16 protein-coding genes are annotated in these 19,872 nt (G+C 72.7%); 3 read left to right on the forward strand and 13 right to left on the reverse strand.

All coding sequences use genetic code 11. From position 1 onward, the window contains the following. Positions 1 to 145: 145 nt before the first annotated feature. A complete protein-coding gene (locus tag ACWC5C_RS40230) occupies positions 146 to 2,023 on the forward strand; it encodes a Xaa-Pro dipeptidyl-peptidase (RefSeq protein ID WP_450884019.1) in 1,878 nt (625 codons plus the stop codon). On the opposite strand, the gene ACWC5C_RS40235 is transcribed toward ACWC5C_RS40230, so the two are convergent. Beyond that, on the reverse strand, positions 1,992 to 2,843 hold the full coding sequence (locus tag ACWC5C_RS40235) for a class I SAM-dependent methyltransferase (protein WP_450884021.1): 852 nt from the start codon (positions 2,841 to 2,843) through the stop codon (positions 1,992 to 1,994). The genes ACWC5C_RS40230 and ACWC5C_RS40235 overlap by 32 nt on opposite strands. A 277-nt stretch (positions 2,844 to 3,120) precedes the next feature. On the opposite strand from ACWC5C_RS40235, the gene ACWC5C_RS40240 reads away from it, so the two are divergent. Then, entirely contained in the window at positions 3,121 to 4,302 is a 1,182-nt protein-coding gene (locus ACWC5C_RS40240; protein ID WP_450884023.1) for a CapA family protein, read from the forward strand. A 20-nt stretch (positions 4,303 to 4,322) separates the two neighbouring features. On the opposite strand, the gene ACWC5C_RS40245 is transcribed toward ACWC5C_RS40240, so the two are convergent. From ACWC5C_RS40245 to ACWC5C_RS40260, 4 genes are all read right to left on the reverse strand, one after another. Then, positions 4,323 to 6,860: an ATP-dependent Clp protease ATP-binding subunit gene (locus ACWC5C_RS40245; RefSeq protein ID WP_450884025.1), complete on the reverse strand. Its 2,538-nt coding sequence runs from the start codon at positions 6,858 to 6,860 to the stop codon at positions 4,323 to 4,325. A 31-nt stretch (positions 6,861 to 6,891) separates the two neighbouring features. Then, positions 6,892 to 8,010, reverse strand: coding sequence for a PP2C family protein-serine/threonine phosphatase (locus ACWC5C_RS40250; RefSeq protein WP_450884027.1), 1,119 nt, complete (start codon positions 8,008 to 8,010; stop codon positions 6,892 to 6,894). Between the two features lie 62 nt (positions 8,011 to 8,072). Then, positions 8,073 to 9,392 (reverse strand): MFS transporter, encoded by a 1,320-nt coding sequence (locus ACWC5C_RS40255; protein ID WP_450884029.1) that lies wholly within the window; start codon positions 9,390 to 9,392, stop codon positions 8,073 to 8,075. An 87-nt stretch (positions 9,393 to 9,479) separates the two neighbouring features. Next, positions 9,480 to 10,862, reverse strand: a complete 1,383-nt coding sequence (locus ACWC5C_RS40260) for a M20 family metallopeptidase (RefSeq protein ID WP_450884031.1) — start codon at positions 10,860 to 10,862, stop codon at positions 9,480 to 9,482. 203 nt (positions 10,863 to 11,065) lie between these two features. On the opposite strand from ACWC5C_RS40260, the gene ACWC5C_RS40265 reads away from it, so the two are divergent. After that, on the forward strand, positions 11,066 to 11,965 hold the full coding sequence (locus tag ACWC5C_RS40265) for a LysR family transcriptional regulator (protein ID WP_450884033.1): 900 nt from the start codon (positions 11,066 to 11,068) through the stop codon (positions 11,963 to 11,965). A 13-nt stretch (positions 11,966 to 11,978) separates the two neighbouring features. Here ACWC5C_RS40265 and ACWC5C_RS40270 read toward each other — a convergent pair whose 3' ends face one another. From ACWC5C_RS40270 to ACWC5C_RS40305, 8 genes are all read right to left on the reverse strand, one after another. Beyond that, positions 11,979 to 13,439: an aldehyde dehydrogenase family protein gene (locus ACWC5C_RS40270; RefSeq protein ID WP_450884035.1), complete on the reverse strand. Its 1,461-nt coding sequence runs from the start codon at positions 13,437 to 13,439 to the stop codon at positions 11,979 to 11,981. A gap of 112 nt (positions 13,440 to 13,551) precedes the next feature. Continuing rightward, positions 13,552 to 15,336 carry an ABC transporter permease subunit gene (locus tag ACWC5C_RS40275; protein WP_450884037.1) on the reverse strand — a complete coding sequence of 595 codons (1,785 nt, stop codon included), beginning with the start codon at positions 15,334 to 15,336 and terminating at the stop codon, positions 13,552 to 13,554. After that, a complete protein-coding gene (locus ACWC5C_RS40280) occupies positions 15,333 to 16,841 on the reverse strand; it encodes an ABC transporter substrate-binding protein (RefSeq protein ID WP_450884039.1) in 1,509 nt (502 codons plus the stop codon). The genes ACWC5C_RS40275 and ACWC5C_RS40280 overlap by 4 nt, the downstream gene beginning before the upstream one ends. Positions 16,842 to 16,997: 156 nt before the next feature. Further along, positions 16,998 to 17,528, reverse strand: a complete 531-nt coding sequence (locus ACWC5C_RS40285) for a GNAT family N-acetyltransferase (RefSeq protein WP_450884041.1) — start codon at positions 17,526 to 17,528, stop codon at positions 16,998 to 17,000. Positions 17,529 to 17,652: 124 nt separating this feature from the next. Continuing rightward, a complete protein-coding gene (locus ACWC5C_RS40290; RefSeq protein WP_450884043.1) occupies positions 17,653 to 17,916 on the reverse strand; it encodes a hypothetical protein in 264 nt (87 codons plus the stop codon). 144 nt (positions 17,917 to 18,060) lie between these two features. Continuing rightward, positions 18,061 to 18,501 carry a hypothetical protein gene (locus ACWC5C_RS40295; protein ID WP_385441754.1) on the reverse strand — a complete coding sequence of 147 codons (441 nt, stop codon included), beginning with the start codon at positions 18,499 to 18,501 and terminating at the stop codon, positions 18,061 to 18,063. A gap of 166 nt (positions 18,502 to 18,667) precedes the next feature. Continuing rightward, positions 18,668 to 19,027 (reverse strand): MmcQ/YjbR family DNA-binding protein, encoded by a 360-nt coding sequence (locus tag ACWC5C_RS40300; protein ID WP_385441756.1) that lies wholly within the window; start codon positions 19,025 to 19,027, stop codon positions 18,668 to 18,670. Positions 19,028 to 19,094: 67 nt separating this feature from the next. Next, a complete protein-coding gene (locus tag ACWC5C_RS40305; protein WP_450884046.1) occupies positions 19,095 to 19,871 on the reverse strand; it encodes a GNAT family N-acetyltransferase in 777 nt (258 codons plus the stop codon). Between the last annotated feature and the right edge of the window lies 1 nt (position 19,872).

Here is a 19,872-nt window from a genome sequence, read left to right on the forward strand (position 1 = left end):
GCCGACGGCGAACGCGGTGACGAAGACCCGTCCGCGTTCCCGCCCCGCACAGCACCAGCCCACGGCGACGGTGGCGACGAGCGCGGCGGCATCGGTCCGGCACCCCCCTTCGTCGGAACGGGCCCCATGCGATCAGGAGGACCGCGTGCTCATACCACGATGGCGAGGGGCCGCGGTCGCCGCGGTAGCCATATCGACATCCCTCGCCGCCATCGCCACCGGGCCCGCCGCGGCCCGCCCCTCCGCCACGCCCTCGGTCACCGTGTCCGATGGCCGTACCCAGCCGGTGTTCTCCTACCAGGACGCCATCCGGGAACACGTCATGGTCCAGACCCCCGTCGACAGCGACGGCGACGGCGCCAAGGACCGTGTGGCCGTGGACATCATCCGGCCCCGGGAGACCGAGCAGGGTCTCAAGGTCCCGGCCATCATGCTGGCCAGCCCGTACAACGACACCGTCGGCCGGGGCTTCGAGGCGGAGAAGAAGGCCTACGACGCCGCTGGCGCCCCGGCCACGTTCCCTCTCTTCTACGACAACTACTTCGTGCCCCGCGGCTACGCCGTCGTCGACGTCGACGTGACCGGCACCGGGAGATCCGACGGCTGCCCGACCATCGGCGGCGAGGCCGATGTCGCCGCCGCCACCTCGGCGATCGACTGGCTGAACGGCCGGGCCACCGCCTACCGGGCCGATGGCAGCGAGGCGAAGGCCACGTGGTCGAGCGGCAAGACCGGAATGATCGGCCACTCCTATGAGGGGACCCTGGCGAACGCCGTGGCGGGCACCGGGGTGAAGGGGCTGGAGACGATCGTCCCGATCTCCGGGATCAGCTCGTGGTACGAGTTCGCCCGGACGAACGGCGCCAAGCACTGGAATGGGTTCGGCCCCTGGCTGGCCGGTTCGCTGGACTCCGACCCGCCCGCCACATGCCAGGCGGTGCGCGACGCACTGGGCGCGGGCGAGGACGACGCCACCGGCAACTACAACGCCCACTGGAAGGAGCGCGACTACCTCGCGCCACCGGCTCCCCAGGTGAACAAGGTGCGGGCCAGCGTCTTCGCCGTCCACGACCTCAGCGACCCCAACGTGCGGATCGACCAATTCGCCGACTGGTGGGCCCCGCTGGCCGAGCGCGACGTACCGCGCAAGCTGTGGCTCGGACGCTACGGCCACACCGACCCGTTCGACTGGCCCGGGCGGCGCGCCCGCTGGGTCGACACCGTGCACCGCTGGTTCGACCACTGGCTGCACGGCATCCGCAACGGCATCATGACCGAGCCCCGGGTCGACCTGCAGACCGGTCCGGACACCTGGACCACCCAGGCCGACTGGCCCGCCCGCACCTCCCCGGCCTCCCTGCACCCGGTGGCCGACGGCTCGCTGGCGCTCCGTCCCGCCACCGGCACCGGGACCTTCACCGATCTCAAGCTGAGCGAGGCGGACCTCACCGCCGACCCGGCCACCGCCCGGCCCGGCCGGCTCGCGTTCCTCACCGAGCCGCTGCGCCCCGGCACACGGATCTCGGGCACCCCCACCGTGGATCTGAAGGTCACGCTCGACAAGCCGACGTCGAACCTCACCGCGCTGCTGGTCGACTACGGCGAGGACGAACGGATCGACTGGGCGCGCAACGATCCCCTGAACGGTATCCACGACGGACTGCGCGGGCTCACCGAGGAGTCCTGCCACGGTGAGAGCACCGAAGCGGACGACGCGTGCTACAAGAAGACGGCCAATGTGACGGTGCGCGCCCCCTCCGAGGTGATCGCCCGTGGCTGGATGGACGCGCAGAACCGCCACTCGCTGACCACACCAGAGCCACTGACCCCGGGTGCGTCCTACCGCGTCGCCTGGCAGACCCTGCCAGGCGACTACCAGGTCAAGCCCGGCCACCGGCTCGGCCTCGTCCTCGCGGGCACCGACGCCGACTTCCTCTACTTCGAGGACCCCACCGGGGCGAAGGTGACCGTCGATCTGGCCGCCAGCCGGGTCACCGTGCCGATGGCCGCACGGCGTGGATGAGATGCGCGCCCACCCCCGCTGACGGATCCCCCGCGCCACCCCCGTACCGGGCGGCCAGCTCGCCGTAGCGGATGTCCTCCGCGACGGCCAGCCCCAGGCCGCCCGCCAGGGTGGCGATCTCACCGGGCGTGAAGTGGCTGAGAAAGGGCTCACCCGCCTCAGCGGCCCAGGCGGCGCGGGCCTCGTGGATGGCGCGCTGCTCCGGTGGCAGCGCGCTCGGCGGCTCCCCGTAGTCGAACACCACTCCGGAGCCGCCGGGCAGGGCCGCGACGAAGCCGAGGGTGTCGAGCACCGCCGCCCGGGTCAGATACGGGACGACACCGAGCCAGCTGACGAACGCCGGGCGGCCCGGGTCGAACCCCGCCGCCGCCAGGCCGTCGGCCAGGCCCTGGCGTTCGAAGTCGACCGGGGCGAAGGTCAGCGAGGGCGGTATGGCGATCCCGGCGGCGGCCAGCCGGTCGCGCTTCCACTCCTGGGTGGCGGGGTGGTCCACCTCGAACACCCGTAATCCTGCGGCCTGTTGGGGTGCGCGGCAGCCGTAGGTGTCCAGCCCGGCTCCCAGCATCACCACCTGTCGTACGCCGCGTCCGACCGCGGCCGCCACCGCGTCCTCGGCGAAGCGCGCCCGGGCGGCCACGCCCAGCCGGATCGCCTCCCGCCCGGGGTCGAACGCCGCCGCGAGGACCGGATTGTCGGCGTCCGGGCCGAGGATGCGCAGGGCCAGCGGATCGCTGAACACTCTGCCGCCCTCCAGCCGCTGGTGTGCCGCGCGGAACGCGGCGGCGGCGCGGGCGGTGATGCTGGGTTCGCCGACCTGCATGGAGCGTCCCTCCCCAGGGTTCCGCCGCGGCGCGCACGGGACGCGCTCCGCCGCGCGGGGACCCATCGTCCCACCGCGGACGCCTCCCCGACGAGTGCGCCCGCCCCGCGATGTCACGTCGATCTCATGTCCGTACCGCAAGGGTTCGAGAGGGCTCATCGGGTGCTTCCGGTCTGCCGTTCCGGTGAAGCTCGGCACCGCTCCGCTGGGTGATCTTTTGTCGTGCATATAAATACGACAATCCACCCATTTGCCCCTCGTGAGTGCGGAGTGCAACGTGTTCCCTCCCCGACGTCACCGAACGGCGATATTCGCGGCCATCCTGCTCGCCACCGCCGCCGCCACCGCATGCGGCAGTGGTGACGGCCCCGCCACCACCGGCCACGCCGAGCAGAAGCCCTCCGAGACAGCGGGTGCGGCACGCGCCGAGCCGCAGAAGAAGTTCACCCTGGTGGCCACCGGTGATCTCCTCGCCCACGCCTCCGTCATCCGCCAGGCCCGCGCGGACTCGGGCGGTGAGGGCTACGACTTCCATCGCATGCTGGTCGGTGCGGCGCCCGTGGTCGCCCGGGCCGATCTGGCGATCTGCCACATGGAGACCGTGTACGGCGCGTCCGGCGGACCGTTCACCGGATACCCGACGTTCAAGACCCCGCCCCAGATCGCCGACGCGATCAGGAAGCTCGGTTACGACTCCTGCTCCACGGCCTCCAACCACACACTGGACGCCGGGACGGACGGCGTGACCCGCACCCTCGACGCCCTGGACAAGGCCGGTGTCCAGCACACCGGATCGGGCCGGTCCGCCCGGGAGAGCACCACCCCGGCCCTCATGGACGCCGGTGGCGCCAAGGTGGCCCAGCTCGCCTACGCGTACGGCACCAATGGCATCCCGGTGCCCGAGGGGAAGCCCTGGCTCGTCAACCTCATCGACGCCGAGCGCATCATCAAGGACGCCCGGGCCGCCCGCCGTGCCGGGGCGGATGTGGTCGTGGTGTCCACACACTGGGGCACCGAGTGGCAGCAGGCACCGGACAAGCTCCAGCTGTCCCTGGCCAAGAAGCTCACCGCGTCCCGGAGCCACGGCCGCCGCGACATCGACCTCATCATCGGCACCCACGCCCATGTGCCCCAGGCGTACGAGAAGGTCAACGGCACCTGGGTGGTCTACGGCATGGGTGACCAGGTCGCGGGCATCATGCCGGACGAGCGCGGGCAGATGGGCTCGGCGGCCCGCTTCACGTTCACCCCGCCCACCGCCGAGGGCAAGCAATGGGAAGTGGCGAAGGCGGAGTTCGTTCCGCACGCCGTGGACAACGACCCGATCTCCGTGGTCAACCTCCCCCGGGCGCTGCAGAAGAGCCCCGGAAACAGCCACTACACCCACGCCCTGTCCACCATCCGGGAAGCGGTCCTCAGCCGGGGCGCGCGGAAGGACGGCCTCACCATGGGGCGCTGACGCTCAGGACCACCTGACGGTCACGTGGCCGCGGGCTCCTGCTCGATGTGGAACGCCAACGCGTCGTTCTCCACGTCGACTTCGACCGGGCTGTGCGGCCGCAGTTCGCCGCCGAGCAGCATCCGGGAGAGCGGGTTGTCGACCTCACGCTGGATCGTACGGCGCAGCGGGCGGGCGCCGTACTCCGGCTGATGGCCGTGGCGGGCCAGCCAGTCGACCGCGGCGGGGGTGAAGTCGAGGGGGATGTCCTGGGCGCGCATCCGGCGGCGGGTCTCCTCCAGCAGCACATCGGTGATCTGGCGCAGCTGTTCGTCGGCGAGCCTGCGGAAGATCACGATCTCGTCGATGCGGTTCAAGAACTCGGGCCGGAAGTGTTCCCGCAGCGGGCGCAGCACCCGCTCGCGGCGGCCGGCCTCGTCGGTCTCGGCGTCGCCACCGCCGAAGCCGAGGACGGCGCCGCGCCCGGTGATGGCCTCGGAGCCGAGGTTGCTGGTCATGACGATGACGGTGTTCTTGAAGTCGATGGTGCGGCCCTGGGCGTCGGTCAGCCTGCCGTCGTCGAGCACCTGGAGCAGGATGTTGAACACGTCCGCGTGGGCCTTTTCCACCTCGTCCATGAGCAGCAGCGCGTACGGCTGTCTGCGCACCGCCTCGGTCAGCTGTCCGGCCTCCTCGTGGCCGACGTATCCGGGTGGCGCGCCGACGAGGCGGCTGACGGTGTGCTTCTCCTGGTATTCGCTCATGTCGAGCCGGACCATCCGGTCCTCGCTGCCGAAGAGCGCCTCGGCCAGGGCGCGGGCGAGTTCGGTCTTGCCGACGCCGGTGGGGCCGAGGAAGAGGAAGCTGCCGCTGGGGCGGTGGGGGTCGGACAGTCCGGCCCGGGAGCGCAGTACGGCGTCGGAGACGGCGGCGACGGCCTCCTCCTGGCCGATGACCCGCTTGTGGAGGTGTTCTTCCAGGCCGAGCAGCCGCTCGCGCTCCTCCTGGGTGAGGCTGCTGACGGGGATGCCGGTCTGCCGGGAGACGATGTCGGCGATGTCCTCGACGGTGACCTCGGAGACCCGGGAGCCGTGGAACTGGGCGCCGGATCCCTCGGTGATACGGGCGCCGAGTTCGGCGATGCGGTCGCGCAGCGAGGTGGCGCGCTCGTACTGCTCGGCGGCGACGGCCTGGTCCTTGTCGCGGGTCAGCTGTTCGACCTCGCGCTCCAGGGCGCGCAGATCGGTGCCACGGGCGCTGGAGCGCAGCCGTACCCGGGCCCCGGCCTGGTCCATCAGGTCGATGGCCTTGTCCGGGAGGAAGCGGTCGGTGAGGTAGCGGTCGGCGAGTTCGACGGCCGCGAACAGCGCTTCGTCGGTGTAGCGGACCTGGTGGTGTGCCTCGTGGCGGTCGCGGAGTCCGTGCAGGATGGAGACGGCGGCCGTGGGGGTGGGTTCGGGGACCATGATGGGCTGGAAGCGGCGGGCGAGGGCCGCGTCCTTCTCGATGTACTGGCGGTACTCCTGGAGTGTGCTGGCGCCGATGACGTGCAGCTCACCACGGGCGAGGGCGGGCTTGAGCAGGTTTCCGGCGTCCATGGTGCCGCCCTCGGAGCCGCCGCCCGCGCCGACGACGGTGTGCAGTTCGTCGATGAAGACGATGAGTTCGTCGGAGTGGGCGCGGATCTCGTCGATGATGGCGGTGAGGCGCTGTTCGAAGTCGCCTCGGTAGCGGGTCCCGGCCACGACGCCCGCGAAGTCGAGCTGGATGACGCGGCGGCCGAGGAGGATGTCCGGCACGTCGGCGTCGGCGATGCGCTGGGCCAGCCCTTCGACGACGGCGGTCTTGCCGACGCCCGCCTCGCCGAGCAGGACGGGGTTGTTCTTGCCGCGCCGGGCCAGGATCTCGATGCTCTGCTCGATCTCCTCGTCGCGGCCGATCACCGGGTCGACGCGGCCCTCCCGGGCCAGGTCGGTCAGATCGCGGCCGTACCGGTCGAGGGTCGGGGTGCCACGGCGGTCAGCCACCGGCCGCTGGTCGGCGCCGGGGACCGGGGCGGGACGGCCCGCCGGGGGCCCGCTGCGGGGTTCGAAGTGGGCGGCGTGGAGGATCTGCCCGGCGGTGGAGTCCCGGTTGGCGGCGAGGGCGATCAGTACGTGTTCGGGGCCGATGTACGAGGAGCCACGGGCCCGGGCGATCTCGTGGGCGTCGAGCAGCGCCCGCTTGACGGCGGGGGTGACGGCGACCGAGCCGCGTGGCGGGCCGTCCCCCGCCTGCCGGTCGATCTCGGCGGCGAGCCGGTCGGGGTCGGCCCCGGCGCGGGAAACCATGGTCCGGGTCGGTTCGGCGCTGAGCGCCGCCCGCAGGAGGTGTTCGGTGTCGAGGTCGGTGCTGCCGTGTTCGGCGGCGTACGACGCGGCGGAGGAGACGAGGTGGCGTGCGGTCTCGCTCATGAGCCGGCCGAAGTCGACATGGCGGTCGGACCGCTGCCCGCCGGGCCCGGTTCCGAGGAAACGTGCGAGGAAGTCGCCGAGTGGGTCTGGCCCGAAGTCGTCAGGGCCATCGTTCCCGCTGCCCATATCACTACTTTAGCGGTGGTTCGCGCGATGCTCAGCTTTCCGGGTGGCGGCGTTCGAGGACGACCAGGGCCGCGTCGTCGCCCTGGTGGCCTCCGATGTGGGCGAGCAGGTCGCGCCGCAGGTGGTCCACGAACCCCCGGGGGCCGTCGCCGTCCCAGGTCTGGAGCCGTTCTGTGAGCGGGTAGAAGGTGCCGTCGGCGTCGCGTGCCTCGATCACACCGTCGGTGTACAGGAGCAGCAGATCGCCCGGTTCGAACGGGTAGTCCTCGACCCGGTAGCGGCCGGCCGCCAGGTGGCCGAGGCCCAGCGGCAGGGCGGGGGCGCGGCCTTCGAGGGCCTTGACGGTGGCGTCGCGCAGCAGGAACGGCGGCGGGTGTCCGCAGTTGACCATCCGTACCACCGGCTGGTCGTCGGGGATCTCCAGGACGGCGGCGGTGACGAACGACTCCCCTGCCCCGGGCGCCCGGTCGGTGGGTTCGGTGCGCTCCGCGGACAGGGCGGCGTCCAGGTGTGAGACGAGTTCGGGCAGCGGTACGGGCCAGTGGGCGATGGCACGGAAGGCGCCGAGCACCAGGGAGGCGTCCGCGACGGCGGTGAGCCCGCTGCCGCGCACATCGCCGATGATCAGGCGGGTGCCGTACGAGGTGCGGGCCGCCGCGTACAGGTCGCCGCCTATCTCCGCGCCCGGCTCCGCGGCCAGGTACACGGAGGCGATGCGCAACGGTCCGACGCGGTCGGGCAGCGGGCGCAGCAGGACCTTCTGCGCCACGTCGGCCACCGCCCGGACCCGGCTCAGCTCGCGGGCGTGGCGGTCGAGCACGGTGCGGAAGAGCACGATGAGGGCGGAGACGAGGATCAGGGTGAAGAGTTCGGCCATCCGGTTGGGCGCGGTCAGCCGGTCCTGCCCGGCGTTGATGCCGATCTGGGCGCCCACCGCCACCAGGCCGATACTGCCGGTGAGCAGCGGTCCGGCGAAGGACGCGGTCATGGCGGGCGCGGCGATCAGCAACGGGCTGAGCCGGACGCTCGCGGGGCCGAACACGTCGCCCAGCACGATCAGGACGATGAGTGCCAGGGGGATCGCGACCAGGGCACGTCTGCCCGTCTGCCCTGGCCGGCCGAGTTCCGGGGGACCCTGCCGAATATCCACATCTACTACTTACGCCTCTCCCGGCCTCCCGCGCCACCCCCGTTTCGTCACACGTCCCTCGGTCACCGGATGCCGAGGCGGCGGCGGGCGATGGCCACGGCGGCCAGGCTGAGGGCCGCGAGAGCGGTCAAATACCAGGTGACGGCGAGCTTGTCGCCGGTGACATCGACGAGCCAGACGATCACTACGGGGGTGGTTCCGCCGAAGAGCATCACACCGAGGTTGTAACTGATCGACATCCCGGTGGCGCGGCTGGAGCGGGGAAACAGGTCGGACAGCAGCGCGGGCAGCGCCCCGAAGTATCCGGCCTTCAGCAGGCCGATCAGGAACATCACGGTGAGCATCACGCCGAATCCGGGGTGTGCCACCAGGAAGGCGAACACGGGACGGATCAGCAGCAGGATCAGCACGGCGGAGGTGGCCATGACGCGGATCCGGCCGGTCTTGTCGGAGAGGTGGCCGACCAGGGGTGTCACGACGGTGAGGACGGCGCCGGTGACCATGGTGGCGGCGAATCCGGTGGAGGCGGGCAGGTCGAGTTCCTTGACGGCGAAGACCGGCATGTAGGTGATCAGGTAGGTGATCGCGGTGGAGACGGCGAGGGCGGCGATGGCCAGCAGGACCCGCCCCTTGTGGTGGCGCAGCACCTCCGTCACCGGGTCGTTTCCGGTCCCGGTGTCCTCGGCGGGGGCGGGGGCTTCGTCCACGTAGCGCCGGATGAAGTAGCCGACGGGCCCGATGAGCAGGCCGAAGAAGAACGGCACCCGCCAGCCCCAGGACTCCAGCTGCCCTGGCTCAAGGGTGCTGGTGAGCACGGTGCCGAAGGTGGCGGCGAGCAGGGTGCTGACGCCCTGGCTGGCGAACTGCCAGCTGGACATGAAGCCGCGCATCCGGGGCGCGTGCTCGACCAGGAACGCGGTGGCGCTGCCGAATTCGCCGCCCGCCGAGAAGCCCTGGATGAGCCTGGCGAGCAGGATGCCGAGCGGTGCGGTCAGGCCGATGGTCGCGTACGTGGGCATGACCGCGATGAGCAGGGTGCCGAGCATCATCAGCTTGATCGACAGCATCAGCGCGGCCTTGCGGCCGACCCGGTCCGCGTACCGGCCGAGGACGACGGCGCCGAGCGGGCGTACCAGGTACGAGATGCCGAAGGTGCCGAATGCCAGCAGCAGCGAGACGGTGTCGTCCGTGGACGGGAAGAACAGCTTGGCGATGGTGGCGGCGAAGAATCCGTAGATCGCGACGTCGAACCATTCGAGCGCGTTGCCGACCGACGCGGCGATGATGACGCGATGCGGCCGGAACGGGGTGTCGGGACCGGCGGGGCCAGTGGGAGGTGTCGCCTCGGAGGCTGCGGTGGTGCCGGGGTTCGTCGCTTCCAAGGCGGGCTCCAGGGTGTGCGCGGTGTCGGGTCCGGTGGTGTCGGGTCCGGGTGGTGTCGGGTCCGGTGGTGTCAGGTCCGGGTGGTGTCAGGCTCGGTCCGTGTCCCCGAGGTCCCAGAACAGGCCTGCCATGATCTGGAGCGCTTCGCGGGCGAGTGGCGCGAGCAGGTGCTCGTCGGGCGCGTGCTGCGCGCAGGCGGGGTAGGAGTGCGGCACCCATACGGTGCACAGGCCCAGCTCGTCGGCGAACGCGTCGTTCGGGATGGTGCCGCCGAGGTTGGGCAGGATCGCGGGCGGGGCGCCGGTGGTGCGCTCCACCGAGCCCGCGGCCCAGCGCACCCAGGAGTGGTCGGGGTCGGTGCGGGTGGCGGCCATGGTTCGGCCCACCTCGACGTCGACCATGGGGTAGCCGTGCTGGTCGAGGTGGTCGCGCAGGACCTTGCCGAGGTCGGCCACGTCGGTGCCGACCACGAACCGCAGCTGGCAGTGGGCGACGGCGGCCCCGGGGATGGCGCCCACGGGGGCGTCCGGGTTTCCGGCGCCGAGCGAGAGCACCTCGAACGTGTTCCAGCCGACGAGCCGCTCGGCCGGGGTCAGCCCGGGCTCGCCCCAGCCCTCGTCGATGGCCGGGTCCTCGGCGCCACCGCCGACCGGGATGTCGGCCAGCGCCCGCCGCACGGCGTCCGGGATGGCGGGCGGCAGCAGCGCGGGGACCAGGATGCGGCCGCGGCCGTCCACGATGGTGGCCAGCGCGCCCGCGAGGACGGTGGCGGGGTTGCGCAGCAGCCCGCCCCAGTTGCCGGAGTGGTGGGCGCCCTCGCGCAGGTTCACCCGCAGGGTGAGGTTGGCGCCGCCGCGTGAGCCGAGGAACAGCGTCGGGCGCTCCGCATGGACCCGGGGGCCGTCGGAGGCGATCAGCAGATCGGCGGCGAGGTCGTCGCGCAGATCGGCGCAGAGGGCGCGCAGCCCCGGGGAGCCGACTTCCTCGCCGGTTTCGATGAGCACCTTGAGGTTGAAGCCCAGGTGGCCGCCGCGGGCGCGCAGGACGTGTTCCAGGGCCGCCAGGTTGACAGTGTGCTGGCCCTTGTTGTCGGCGGAGCCGCGGCCGTACCAGCGCTCGCCCTCCACCACCAGGCGCCACGGGTGGAGGCCGGTGCGCCACCGGTCCGGCTCGGCGGGGACGACGTCGGCGTGTCCGTAGGTGAGGACGGTCGGCAGGCCCTCGCCCTCGTGGCGTTCGGCCACCAGGAAGGGGCCGTGGCCGGGAGCCGGGTTGTCGACGATGCGGGCGGTGGCGCCCAGTCGTTCGACGGCCGGGACGATTTCCTCTTCGAGATACGTCCGCAAAGGGCGGAGTGACGCCGGATCGCCGCTTTCGGTGGGGAGGGCGACCCGTCGTGACACATCCGCGAGAAACGTACCGGAGTCGAAGTAGTCGCAGGCGTGCTGAATTGCCGCTGAACGCGTCACCGAGGGCCTTCCTGTCGCGGGGTTCACTTGGTGGGGTTCACCTGACGGGGAAATGAATTCCGGCAGGACACCGGTATGCCGACAGAAGGCTAGTGAGGCCGCTTCGGGGGCACAATTGTCGGTCCGAGAAGGCAGCGTTGCCCGCGCGGCAAGGCGGCCCCTGACCTCGCCGGTGCGCGGCCGGGCGGGTAAGGTCACCCGGCATGCACCTGTCCGGGACCTCGCTGCGCTGTTTCCTGGAGGTCGCGCACACCGGTTCCATCAGCCAGGCGTCGGCGCGGCTGCATGTGGCGGCCTCCGCCATCAGCCGCCGGATCGCCCGGCTGGAGCACGACATCGGGGTCCCGCTGTTCGAGCGGCAGCCGCGCGGCATGGTGCTCAGCGAGGCCGGTGAGCTGCTCGCCGCGTACGCCCGGCGCAGTCGTCTGGAGTCCGAGCAGATCGTCGCCGACCTGCGCGGACTCGGCGGTCCTTACCGCAGCACCATCCGGCTGGCCGGGTCCGAGGGCTTCGGCCGGGACGTCCTGCCGGAGGCGGTCGTCACGTTCCGCGAAAGCCATCCCGGGGTGCGGTTCCGGCTCCGGGTCACCTCGCCGTCGGGCGCCACCCAGGAGGTCCGGGACGGGGCCGCCGATCTCGCCCTCACGTATTCGCTGGGCCCCGAGGAGGGCATCAGGGTGGAATACGCGCAAACGCATCCGATCCACGCCCTGATGCCCGCCGGTCATCCGCTGGCGGATCGGGACGAGATCGCGCTCGCCGATCTGCTGCCCTATCCGCTGGCGCTCATGGAACAGGGCACGACGGTCCGGCAGCTCTTCGATATCTGCGTCGCCGCGGAAGGCCTGGAATTCGAGCCCGCCTTCATCAGCAATTACTCCGGGGCGCTGGACGGATTCGTCCGCAAAAACGGCGGTGTGACGCTCGCCGGATATCTGACCTACCGGGGCAGGCTGGAGGCCGACGGGCTGGCCGCGGTGCCGCTGTCCAACCCCGAGCTGTCACGGCGCAGCGTGCAGATCCAGTCCATGGCCCGCCGCACCCTGCCCGCCGCCGTCTCCGCCTTCCTCGACCATCTGGTCGGGCGGCTGGAGACGGCGTGACCGACAAGCTCGCCTAGAACGGGTAGTGGGCGTGCTGGGTGGCCAGGGTGATCCAGCGGGTGTCGGAGAACGCCTCGATGCCCCAGCGGCCGCCGAAGCGCCCGTACCCGGACTGCTTGATGCCGCCGAACGGAACCTGTGGCTCGTCCGCCACCGACTGGTCGTTGATGTGCACGATGCCGGTACGGATACGGCGCGCCACCCGCAGCCCGTGGGTGCCGTTCTCGGTGATGATGCCGCAGGTCAGCCCGTGGTCGGTGGCGTTGGCCAGGGCGATGGCCTGGTCGTCGTCCGTGAAGGTGGCGACCACGCACACCGGGCCGAAGGCCTCGGTGTGGTAGAGGTCCATGTCCTCGGTGACCCCGCTCAGCACGGTGGCCGGGTGGACGGACCCCTCGGGGGCTGTGCCGCCCGTGAGCACGGCCGCACCCTTGGCCACCGCGTCCTTGACGAGCGCCGCCACCCGCTGCGCCGCCTCGGGGCGGACCAGCGGGCCGACCACGGTGGTCGGATCGGCGGGGTCGCCGCAGGGCAGCGCGGCGACCTTGGCGGTGAACTTCGCGGTGAACTCCTCGGCGAGGCTTTCGTGGACGAGGACGCGGTCGCCGGACATGCAGATCTGGCCGGAGTTCATGAACACGCCGAAGGCGGCGGCGTCCACCGCGTAGTCGACGTCGGCGTCGTCCAGCACGATGATGGCGTTCTTGCCGCCCAACTCCAGGATGGCGGGCTTGAGATGGCGTGCGGCGTGGGCGCCGATGACGCGGCCGACGCCGGTGGATCCGGTGAAGTTCACCATCCGTACCCGCTCGTCGGCGATCAGGGCCTCGGCCACCTCGGCGGCGTCCTCGGGGGCGTTGGTGACCACGTTGAGCACCCCGTCGGGCAGCCCGGCGTCGCGCAGGACGTCGGCGACGAAGAGCCCGCAGGCGAGCGGCGCGTCCTCGCTCGGCTTCATGACCACGGTGTTGCCCGCCGCGAGCGGCGCCGCCACCGAGCGGACACCGAGGATGACCGGCGCGTTCCACGGGGCGAAGGCGGCGACGACACCCATCGGTTCCCGCACGGCCAGGCCCAGCGCCCCGGCCTCCTGGGCGCTGAGCACATCGCCGCGCGGCGCGGTGATGGCGGCGGCGGCCTCGCGCAGGATGTTGGCGGCCAGCGCCACGTTGAAGTGGGCCCAGGGCGCGGTGCCGCCCGCCTCGTGGCGCATGAACTCCGCGGCCTGCGCGGCGCGGGACTCCAGCAGGTCGGCCGCGGTGAGGAAGATCTTCCGGCGCGCGAACGGGGCCATCGCGGCCCAGTCCGGGAAGGCCGCGTCGGCCGCGGCCACCGCGCGAGCCACGTCCTCGGGCCCACCGGCCGCCACGGTGGCGTACACCTCGCCGGTGTAGGGGTTGAGGTCGTCGGCGGTGCGGCCCGAGGCGGCCGGAGTGTCCTTGCCGCCGATGAACAGGTCGCGCGTGATGGTCATTCCGGTGTCCTTCGTGGTCGCGTGCCGAACAGCCTGTGCGCGCAGTGAACTTGGGTTCATCGCGGGTGTGCGCGCCAGTCTCCGCCGCCGTTTCGAGCTATGTCAATCTATGTCAATCGAGCGCGGCCGACCGCCGTTTCCGCCGTCCCGGCCACCGCACTCCCCCGGCCGAGGTGACCGCCACCACCCCGAGCAGGGCGAGCGCGGCGGCCGGGTAGAGCACGGCCCAGGGCGCGCGTTCGGCGTAGGGGTGGTTCTCGGCGAGGAGACGGCCCCACTCGGGGGACGGCGGCTGGGCGCCGAGGCCCAGGAAGCCGAGGGAGGCGAGTGCCAGCGCCACGGCGGGCAGCCGCAGCAGCGCGTGGCGCGCGACCGGTGGCAGCACGGCGGGCAGCAGATGGCGGCGGAGCACGTGGCGGCGGCCCGCGCCGAGCGCGCGGGTGGCGGCGAGGTGGGTGGCGGAGCGCTCCTGGCCCAGCAGGGCCGCGGTGTGCGCGGCCAGCGGCGCCCAGGCGACGGCGCCGACGGCGAGCGCGGGCGTGTACGGACCGGCCCCGGCCGTGCCCGCGACCAGCAGCCCGGCGAGCACGGGCGGGACCGCGTTGGCGGTCTCGACGAGCCCCCCGGACAGCCGGGGCACCATGCCGAGCAGCAGCCCCACGGCCAGCGCGCAGGCGCTCACCGCGGCGGCGATGGCCAGGGTGGTGAGCGCGCCGTGGCCCACCCGGGCCAGCAGATCGCGGCCGAGCGCGTCCGTACCGAACGGGTGCTGCCAGGACGGGGCGTCGAGGCGGGCCATGGGGTCCAGCGCCATCGGGTCGCGGAGCGCGCCGATGGCGACGACGGCGAGCAGGACGGCCCCGTACAGCAGCGGGAGCGCGCGGGCGGGTCGCCCGAACGGCCGGTGGAGGGAGGGCAGTTCGCCGTCGCGCAGCGCCGGGCCGAGCAGCAGCCGGGCCCCGAGCCGCGCCACGCCGCCCACGGCGGTGGCGAACAGGATGAGCACGAGGGTTCCGGTCTGGAGGACCGGCAGGTCCTGGGCGAGGGCCGCCTGGAGGGTGAGCCGCCCGAGCCCGGGGATGTCGAAGACCTGCTCGACGGCGACCGCGCCACCGGTGAAGCCGACCACGAACAGGCCCAGGTTGGGCAGGACTCCGGGAACGGCCCGGCGCAGCGTCTGCCGAGCGATGCGCCCGGCGGGCATGCCGCGCGCGGCGGCGGCCCGCACCCACGGCTCCGCGAAGGCGCCGGGCAGGACATCGTCCAGGATGCGGCCGAGCGCGGCGCCGACGGGCACGCCCATCGCGAGCGCGGGCAGCGGCAGCCAGGGCCATCCGTACCAGCCGACGGCAGGCAGCCAGCCGAGCCGCACCCCGATGACGGCGGCCAGCACGGAGGCGGTCAGGAACTCGGGCAGCGCGGCGAGGAACGCGCCACCACTCCCCGCGCCGCGTGGCAGCGGCAGCCGCCGCGAGCCGAGCCACAGGGTGCGCGCGCACACCGCGCCGGCCGTGGCCACCGCGACCACCAGCGACCCGGCCATCAGCAGCAGGGAACAGCCGAGGGCCTGGGCGACCATGGGGGCCACGTCCGTACCGGAGAGCCAGGACGTCCCCGCGTCGCCGTGGGTCAGGCCGCCGAGCCACCGGCCGAGGAGGTTCAGCGGCCCGGCGTCCAGGCCGATGTCGCGGCGGATGGCGTCCAGCAGCTCGGGGGTGGGATCGCGTTCGGCGCCGCGCGCCTTGAGCACGGTGAGGGCGGGGTCTGTCCGGGACAGCCAGGGCAGCAGGCCGATGCCGCACAGCAGCAGCAGGGCGAGGGCGGTGCGCCACAGCGTGCTGAACGCGGTGGACCGTCCGTTCGGGGTGGTGGCCGCGGTGCGGCGTATGCCGGTCAACGGTGGGTACCGGGGCCGATGAGGGTGCGCTCGTACGGGTCGAGCTCCACTCCCCGTACCGAGGTGCCGACGCCGTGGATGATCCGCTGGTGGACCAGGGGTACGACGGCGTCGGTGCGCATGATGGCGGTCTGGGCGGCGAGCGAGGCGGTGTGCCGCTCGGCGATGTCGGCCTGGGAGTCGGCCTTGGCGACGGCCCGGTCCACGGCCTTGTCGCACAGCCCGGCCAGGTTGTAGCTGCCTTTACAGGTGAAGTCGCTGGCGAGGTACGAGACGGGGTCGCCGGTGTCGAGCATGGTGTTGCGCGCGGCGACGATGGCGTCGAACTTGCCCGCGAGGGCGTCGGCCTCCAGCCGGGAGTACTCCCGGACCTGCAGCTTCACCGTGAATCCGGCCTTCTTCAGCTGCTGTTGCACCACCTGGGCGGCCTCGGGCAGTTCGGGCCGGTTGTCGTAGGTGCCGAGGGTGATCGAGGTGTCCTCGACGCGCGCGGCCGGGGCGCGGCCCGCGGGCGCGGGGTGGTCGCCGGTGGCCCAGGAGAGGGCGGGGCCGAACACGCCCTGCCCGGGGTCGGCGTGGCCCTCGTACACGCCCCGCGCGAACACGCCCGGCTGGGTGGCCTCGCGGACGGCGGCGCGGACCTTCGGGTCGGCGAAGGGGCCGGAGCGGGTGTTGAGGAAGAGGCCGGTGGTGCGGGCGGTGGGGACTTCCCGGACGGTGGGCTTGTCGAGGGTGGCCGCCTGGGAGACCGGAACGGCCTCGGCGATGTCCGCCTCGCCGGTGCGCAGCGCGTTGGTGCGGGCGGTGCCGTCGGCGATGAAGCGGACGTCGAGGCCGGAGACGTGGGCGAGGCCGCCCCAGTAGTCGTCGAAGCGTTTCAGGGTGGCCCGGGCGGTGCCGGTGGACCGGGCGAGGGTGAAGGGTCCGGTGGCGGTGCCCGCCGGGTCGGGGTTGCCCTTCTTCCCGTACGCCTTCGGGGACAGGATGGCCAGGCTCGGGCTGGAGAGCGTGAGCGGCAGCGCGGGGTAGTCGGTCGAGGTGGTGAACCGGACCCGCCGCTTCCCCGCCGCCTTGGCCGTGAGCTTGACCCCGGAGAGCGCGGCGGGCACCGGGTCGGCGTGCGCCGCGCGGTTCAGGGCGTTCGCGACGGCCTTGGGGGTGACGTCGGCGCCGTCTTGGAACTGGGCCTCGCGCAGGGTGAACACCCAGTCGCGGGGGCCCTCCTGGGTCCAGGACTCGGCGAGCGCGGGGGACGCGGAGCCGTTGCCGTCCAGGCGGGTCAGTCCCTCGGTGACGCCGAGCCTGCTGAGCAGGGTGGCGTCGGCGCCGTACGGGGAGAAGCGCTCGGCGGGCGGGAAGGCCATCGCGACCCGCAGCCGTCCGCCGCCTCCGACACCGGAGCCGCCCGTCGCGTCGTAGGCCGTGCCGCCCGGGGAGGCGAAGCAGCCGGTGAGCAGCGGGACGAGCAGCAGGGCGGCGGCCATCCGGCGACGGACAGGGGGCATGGGTCAGCTCCAGGTGCTGCACAGGGAGGGCAAAGAGAGATTACATGATAATCATTTCCAGCAGCCCGATAAGCCCGCACCCTGGAGGCCGGGCCACGAAATCAGGTCATGAGGGCAGGCCGTGGGGTCAGGTCATGAGGTCAGGCCATGGGGTGGTCAGGCCATGGGGACCTCGAAGTGCAGGACCCGGCTGCCCCCGGGCTCCTCCCGCTCGTCGCACACGGCCTTCCCCAGCGACCGCCAGAACGGCTCGGCACCGGGCACGCCCGGGTCGGTGTGCAGATAGACGGCGCGGTATCCGCCCTCGGCCGCGGCGAAGTCGAGCAGCGCGCGCACCATCCGGCGGGCCAGCCCCTGGCGGCGGTACTCGGGCCGCACGTACACCCGGCGCAGCTGGGCGGTCTCCCCCGAGGGATACCGCTCCGCCAGCCACGCGGGGTTGGGAGGATGGGCCGGACCCCGGGAGTCGAGGGCCGCGGTCCCGGCCACCGTCCCGTCCTTCTCGTCCACCGCGACCAGCAGCGTGTGCCGAGGCGAGCGCAGATAGGCGGCGTCGGGGTCGATGATGTCGGCGTGCCAGCGCGGCACATATCCCGTCCCGAAGTCGCGGTAGACGGTATCGAGCATCACGCCACGGGCGGCGTCGAGGTCGGCGGCTGTCGCGGTCCTGATGCTTATTTCATGCACCTGCAGATCGTACGCAATAACCCCCGGGTGCCATCAACCGGCCGGGCCACAGCGCCATGTCGACATCAGGCCCCGGCCCCCTGACCGGTGGCCAGGGTGCCGGGACCGGCGGGGACCGCGTCCGTCAGCGGCAGATCCCCCACACACTGCGCCACGCCATGCGCAGGGCCTCCAGGAACCCGGTGCGCCGCCGCACCGGGCCGGGCGCGGCCGTACGGGACGACAGCGCGGCGCCGGGCGGCGCGGGGTCGTGGGGTGTGGCCACGGGGGCGGCCTCGGGCGGCTCGACCGGGGGTGCGGTGGCGTCGGACTGGGCGGGGACGGCGGACGGGCGCGCGGCTTCGGCGCGCACCAGTGCGCCCATGGCGGCGTAGACGTCGATAGGCATGCGGGGGCTCCTGCGGTGTCGGACGGCGACTGGCTGATCCGGGGCAGGCCGTACCGCACCCGCGCTCCGCCCGTGCGGCGGCACATACGGGAGATGCGGGGAATGCGGGAGGGTTCGGGGGACGCGATACGGCCCGGTCCCCGCTCAGCAGCGCAGGACGACGTCCCGTGCGGGGAGCCGACGAGGCGTGGCCTCGACGGCGGAGCCGGGTACCACGGGGCCCGTCGTACGGTCCGCGGGACGGGCGCGGACGACGGCGACGGCGAAGTGCAGGGGCGCCGTGGGCAGGGAGCGGTGGGAGCCGACCGAGGTGGCGCAGGCGCTCCCGGGATGACCGGCCGGGTGGCGGCCCAGCTCGTGGGCGGCGCGGGCGGCGGGACGCGGGTCGGACGGATCGCCCTCCTCCGGCGACGCGGCCGGTGACAGGACGCCGGGCCCGCAGTGGTTCACGGAGGGCGGCGGCGGATGGACGGCGCCGAGGGAGAGCAGACCGTGCAGCAGGGTGATCGCCAGCAGCGCGACCATCAGGACGGTGCACGGCCGGCCGGGAGTAGCGCGGCGGTTCGTATCGCGGCCGTGCACCATGCGGCCTCCCTCGGTGGTCTCCTTCCAGAGAACCGCGAAGAGCGGAAGGCAGCACTCCGATAGCCCGAAAGAGTCCGGCATTTCACCCGTGTCGGTTACCTCCTCGAACGCACATACCAGCACATTCTGGTGAGGTGCGCCGAGGGAGGCGCGCTCCGGGGAGGCCTCAGTCCGTGGTCGCCGCGCCGGGCTCCGGCAGCGCGTCGAGCAGCGCGTTCGGCGCGGCCTGCCGCCAGGAGTCGACGAGGATGTCCCGCAGCTCGTCGAGGTCTTCCAGGGCGGCGAGCCGCACCCGCACCCAAGCGAAACTCGCCTCGTGGTCGGCGATCCAGAACTTCTCCGGCTCGGCGAGCGCGAGTTCGTCCCGCTCCACCCGGGGACAGCGCACGGCCATCGAGGTCTCGTCCTCGGGAAGCGTGGCGAACATCTTCCCGGCGACCCGGAAGGTGGGCATGGACCAGGCGATCTTCTCGGTCGTCTGCGGCAGCGACAGCGCGACCCGGCGGACATCGTCAGACGTGATCATGGCAATGACGGTAGAGCACCCCACCGACAACGCCACCGGGGCGAGCGGAATCCCAGGAGGGGGCCGCCTAGCTTCCGTACACGTACGGCGTGGTGGTGGTCAGCGTCGCGAAGCCGAGCCGCGCCAGGATCGGGCGGCTCTGGTCGGACGCGTCGACCTGGAGGTAGCGGTAGCCGCGCTCGGCGGCGATCCGGGCGCGGAACGTGATCAGCGCCCGGTAGAGGCCCCGGCCGCGCCACTCCGCCACGGTGCCGCCGCCCCACAGCCCGGCGAAGTCCGTTCCCGGGGTCAGTTCCATCCGCGCGGCGCTCACCGGCCGGTCACCGGCCAGGGCGACGACCGGGACGACCGTGTCCGGTGCCTCGCGCAGCCGGGTGAGCAGCCGGTGCCTGAGGTGATCGCTGTCGGTGCCGAACGCCCGCGCGTGGACGTCCACCATGAGGTCCACCCCCGAGGCGTCGGTGACCTGGAGCAGCCGGACGCCCTCGGGGAGATCGTCGGTGGTGGGCAGCCCCCGCACCGGCGCGACCATCACCGTCTCCTCGGGCTCGGCGGCGAAACCGGCCGCAGTGAGCCGCCCGCCGAGGTCGCCGGGGCCGTCATGGGCGTACAGCTTCCACTCGAAGGCACGCTCCCGGGCGGTGAAGTGCCGGATCTGCGCCGCGATGGCCGCGTCCGCCGTCGATGCGTCCAGATCCGACCAGCGGACACCGTTCCAGTCGTCGGCGGCGCCGGTCTGCCGTACCACCCCGTCCACGCGCTCGAGCAGGGTCCCGGGTCCGTCGGGCCCTGCCCCCTGTCTCAGCTGCCGGTCGAACAGTTCTCGTATCGCCTCAAGGTCCATC

Source organism: Streptomyces sp. NPDC001700 (genome assembly GCF_053596435.1).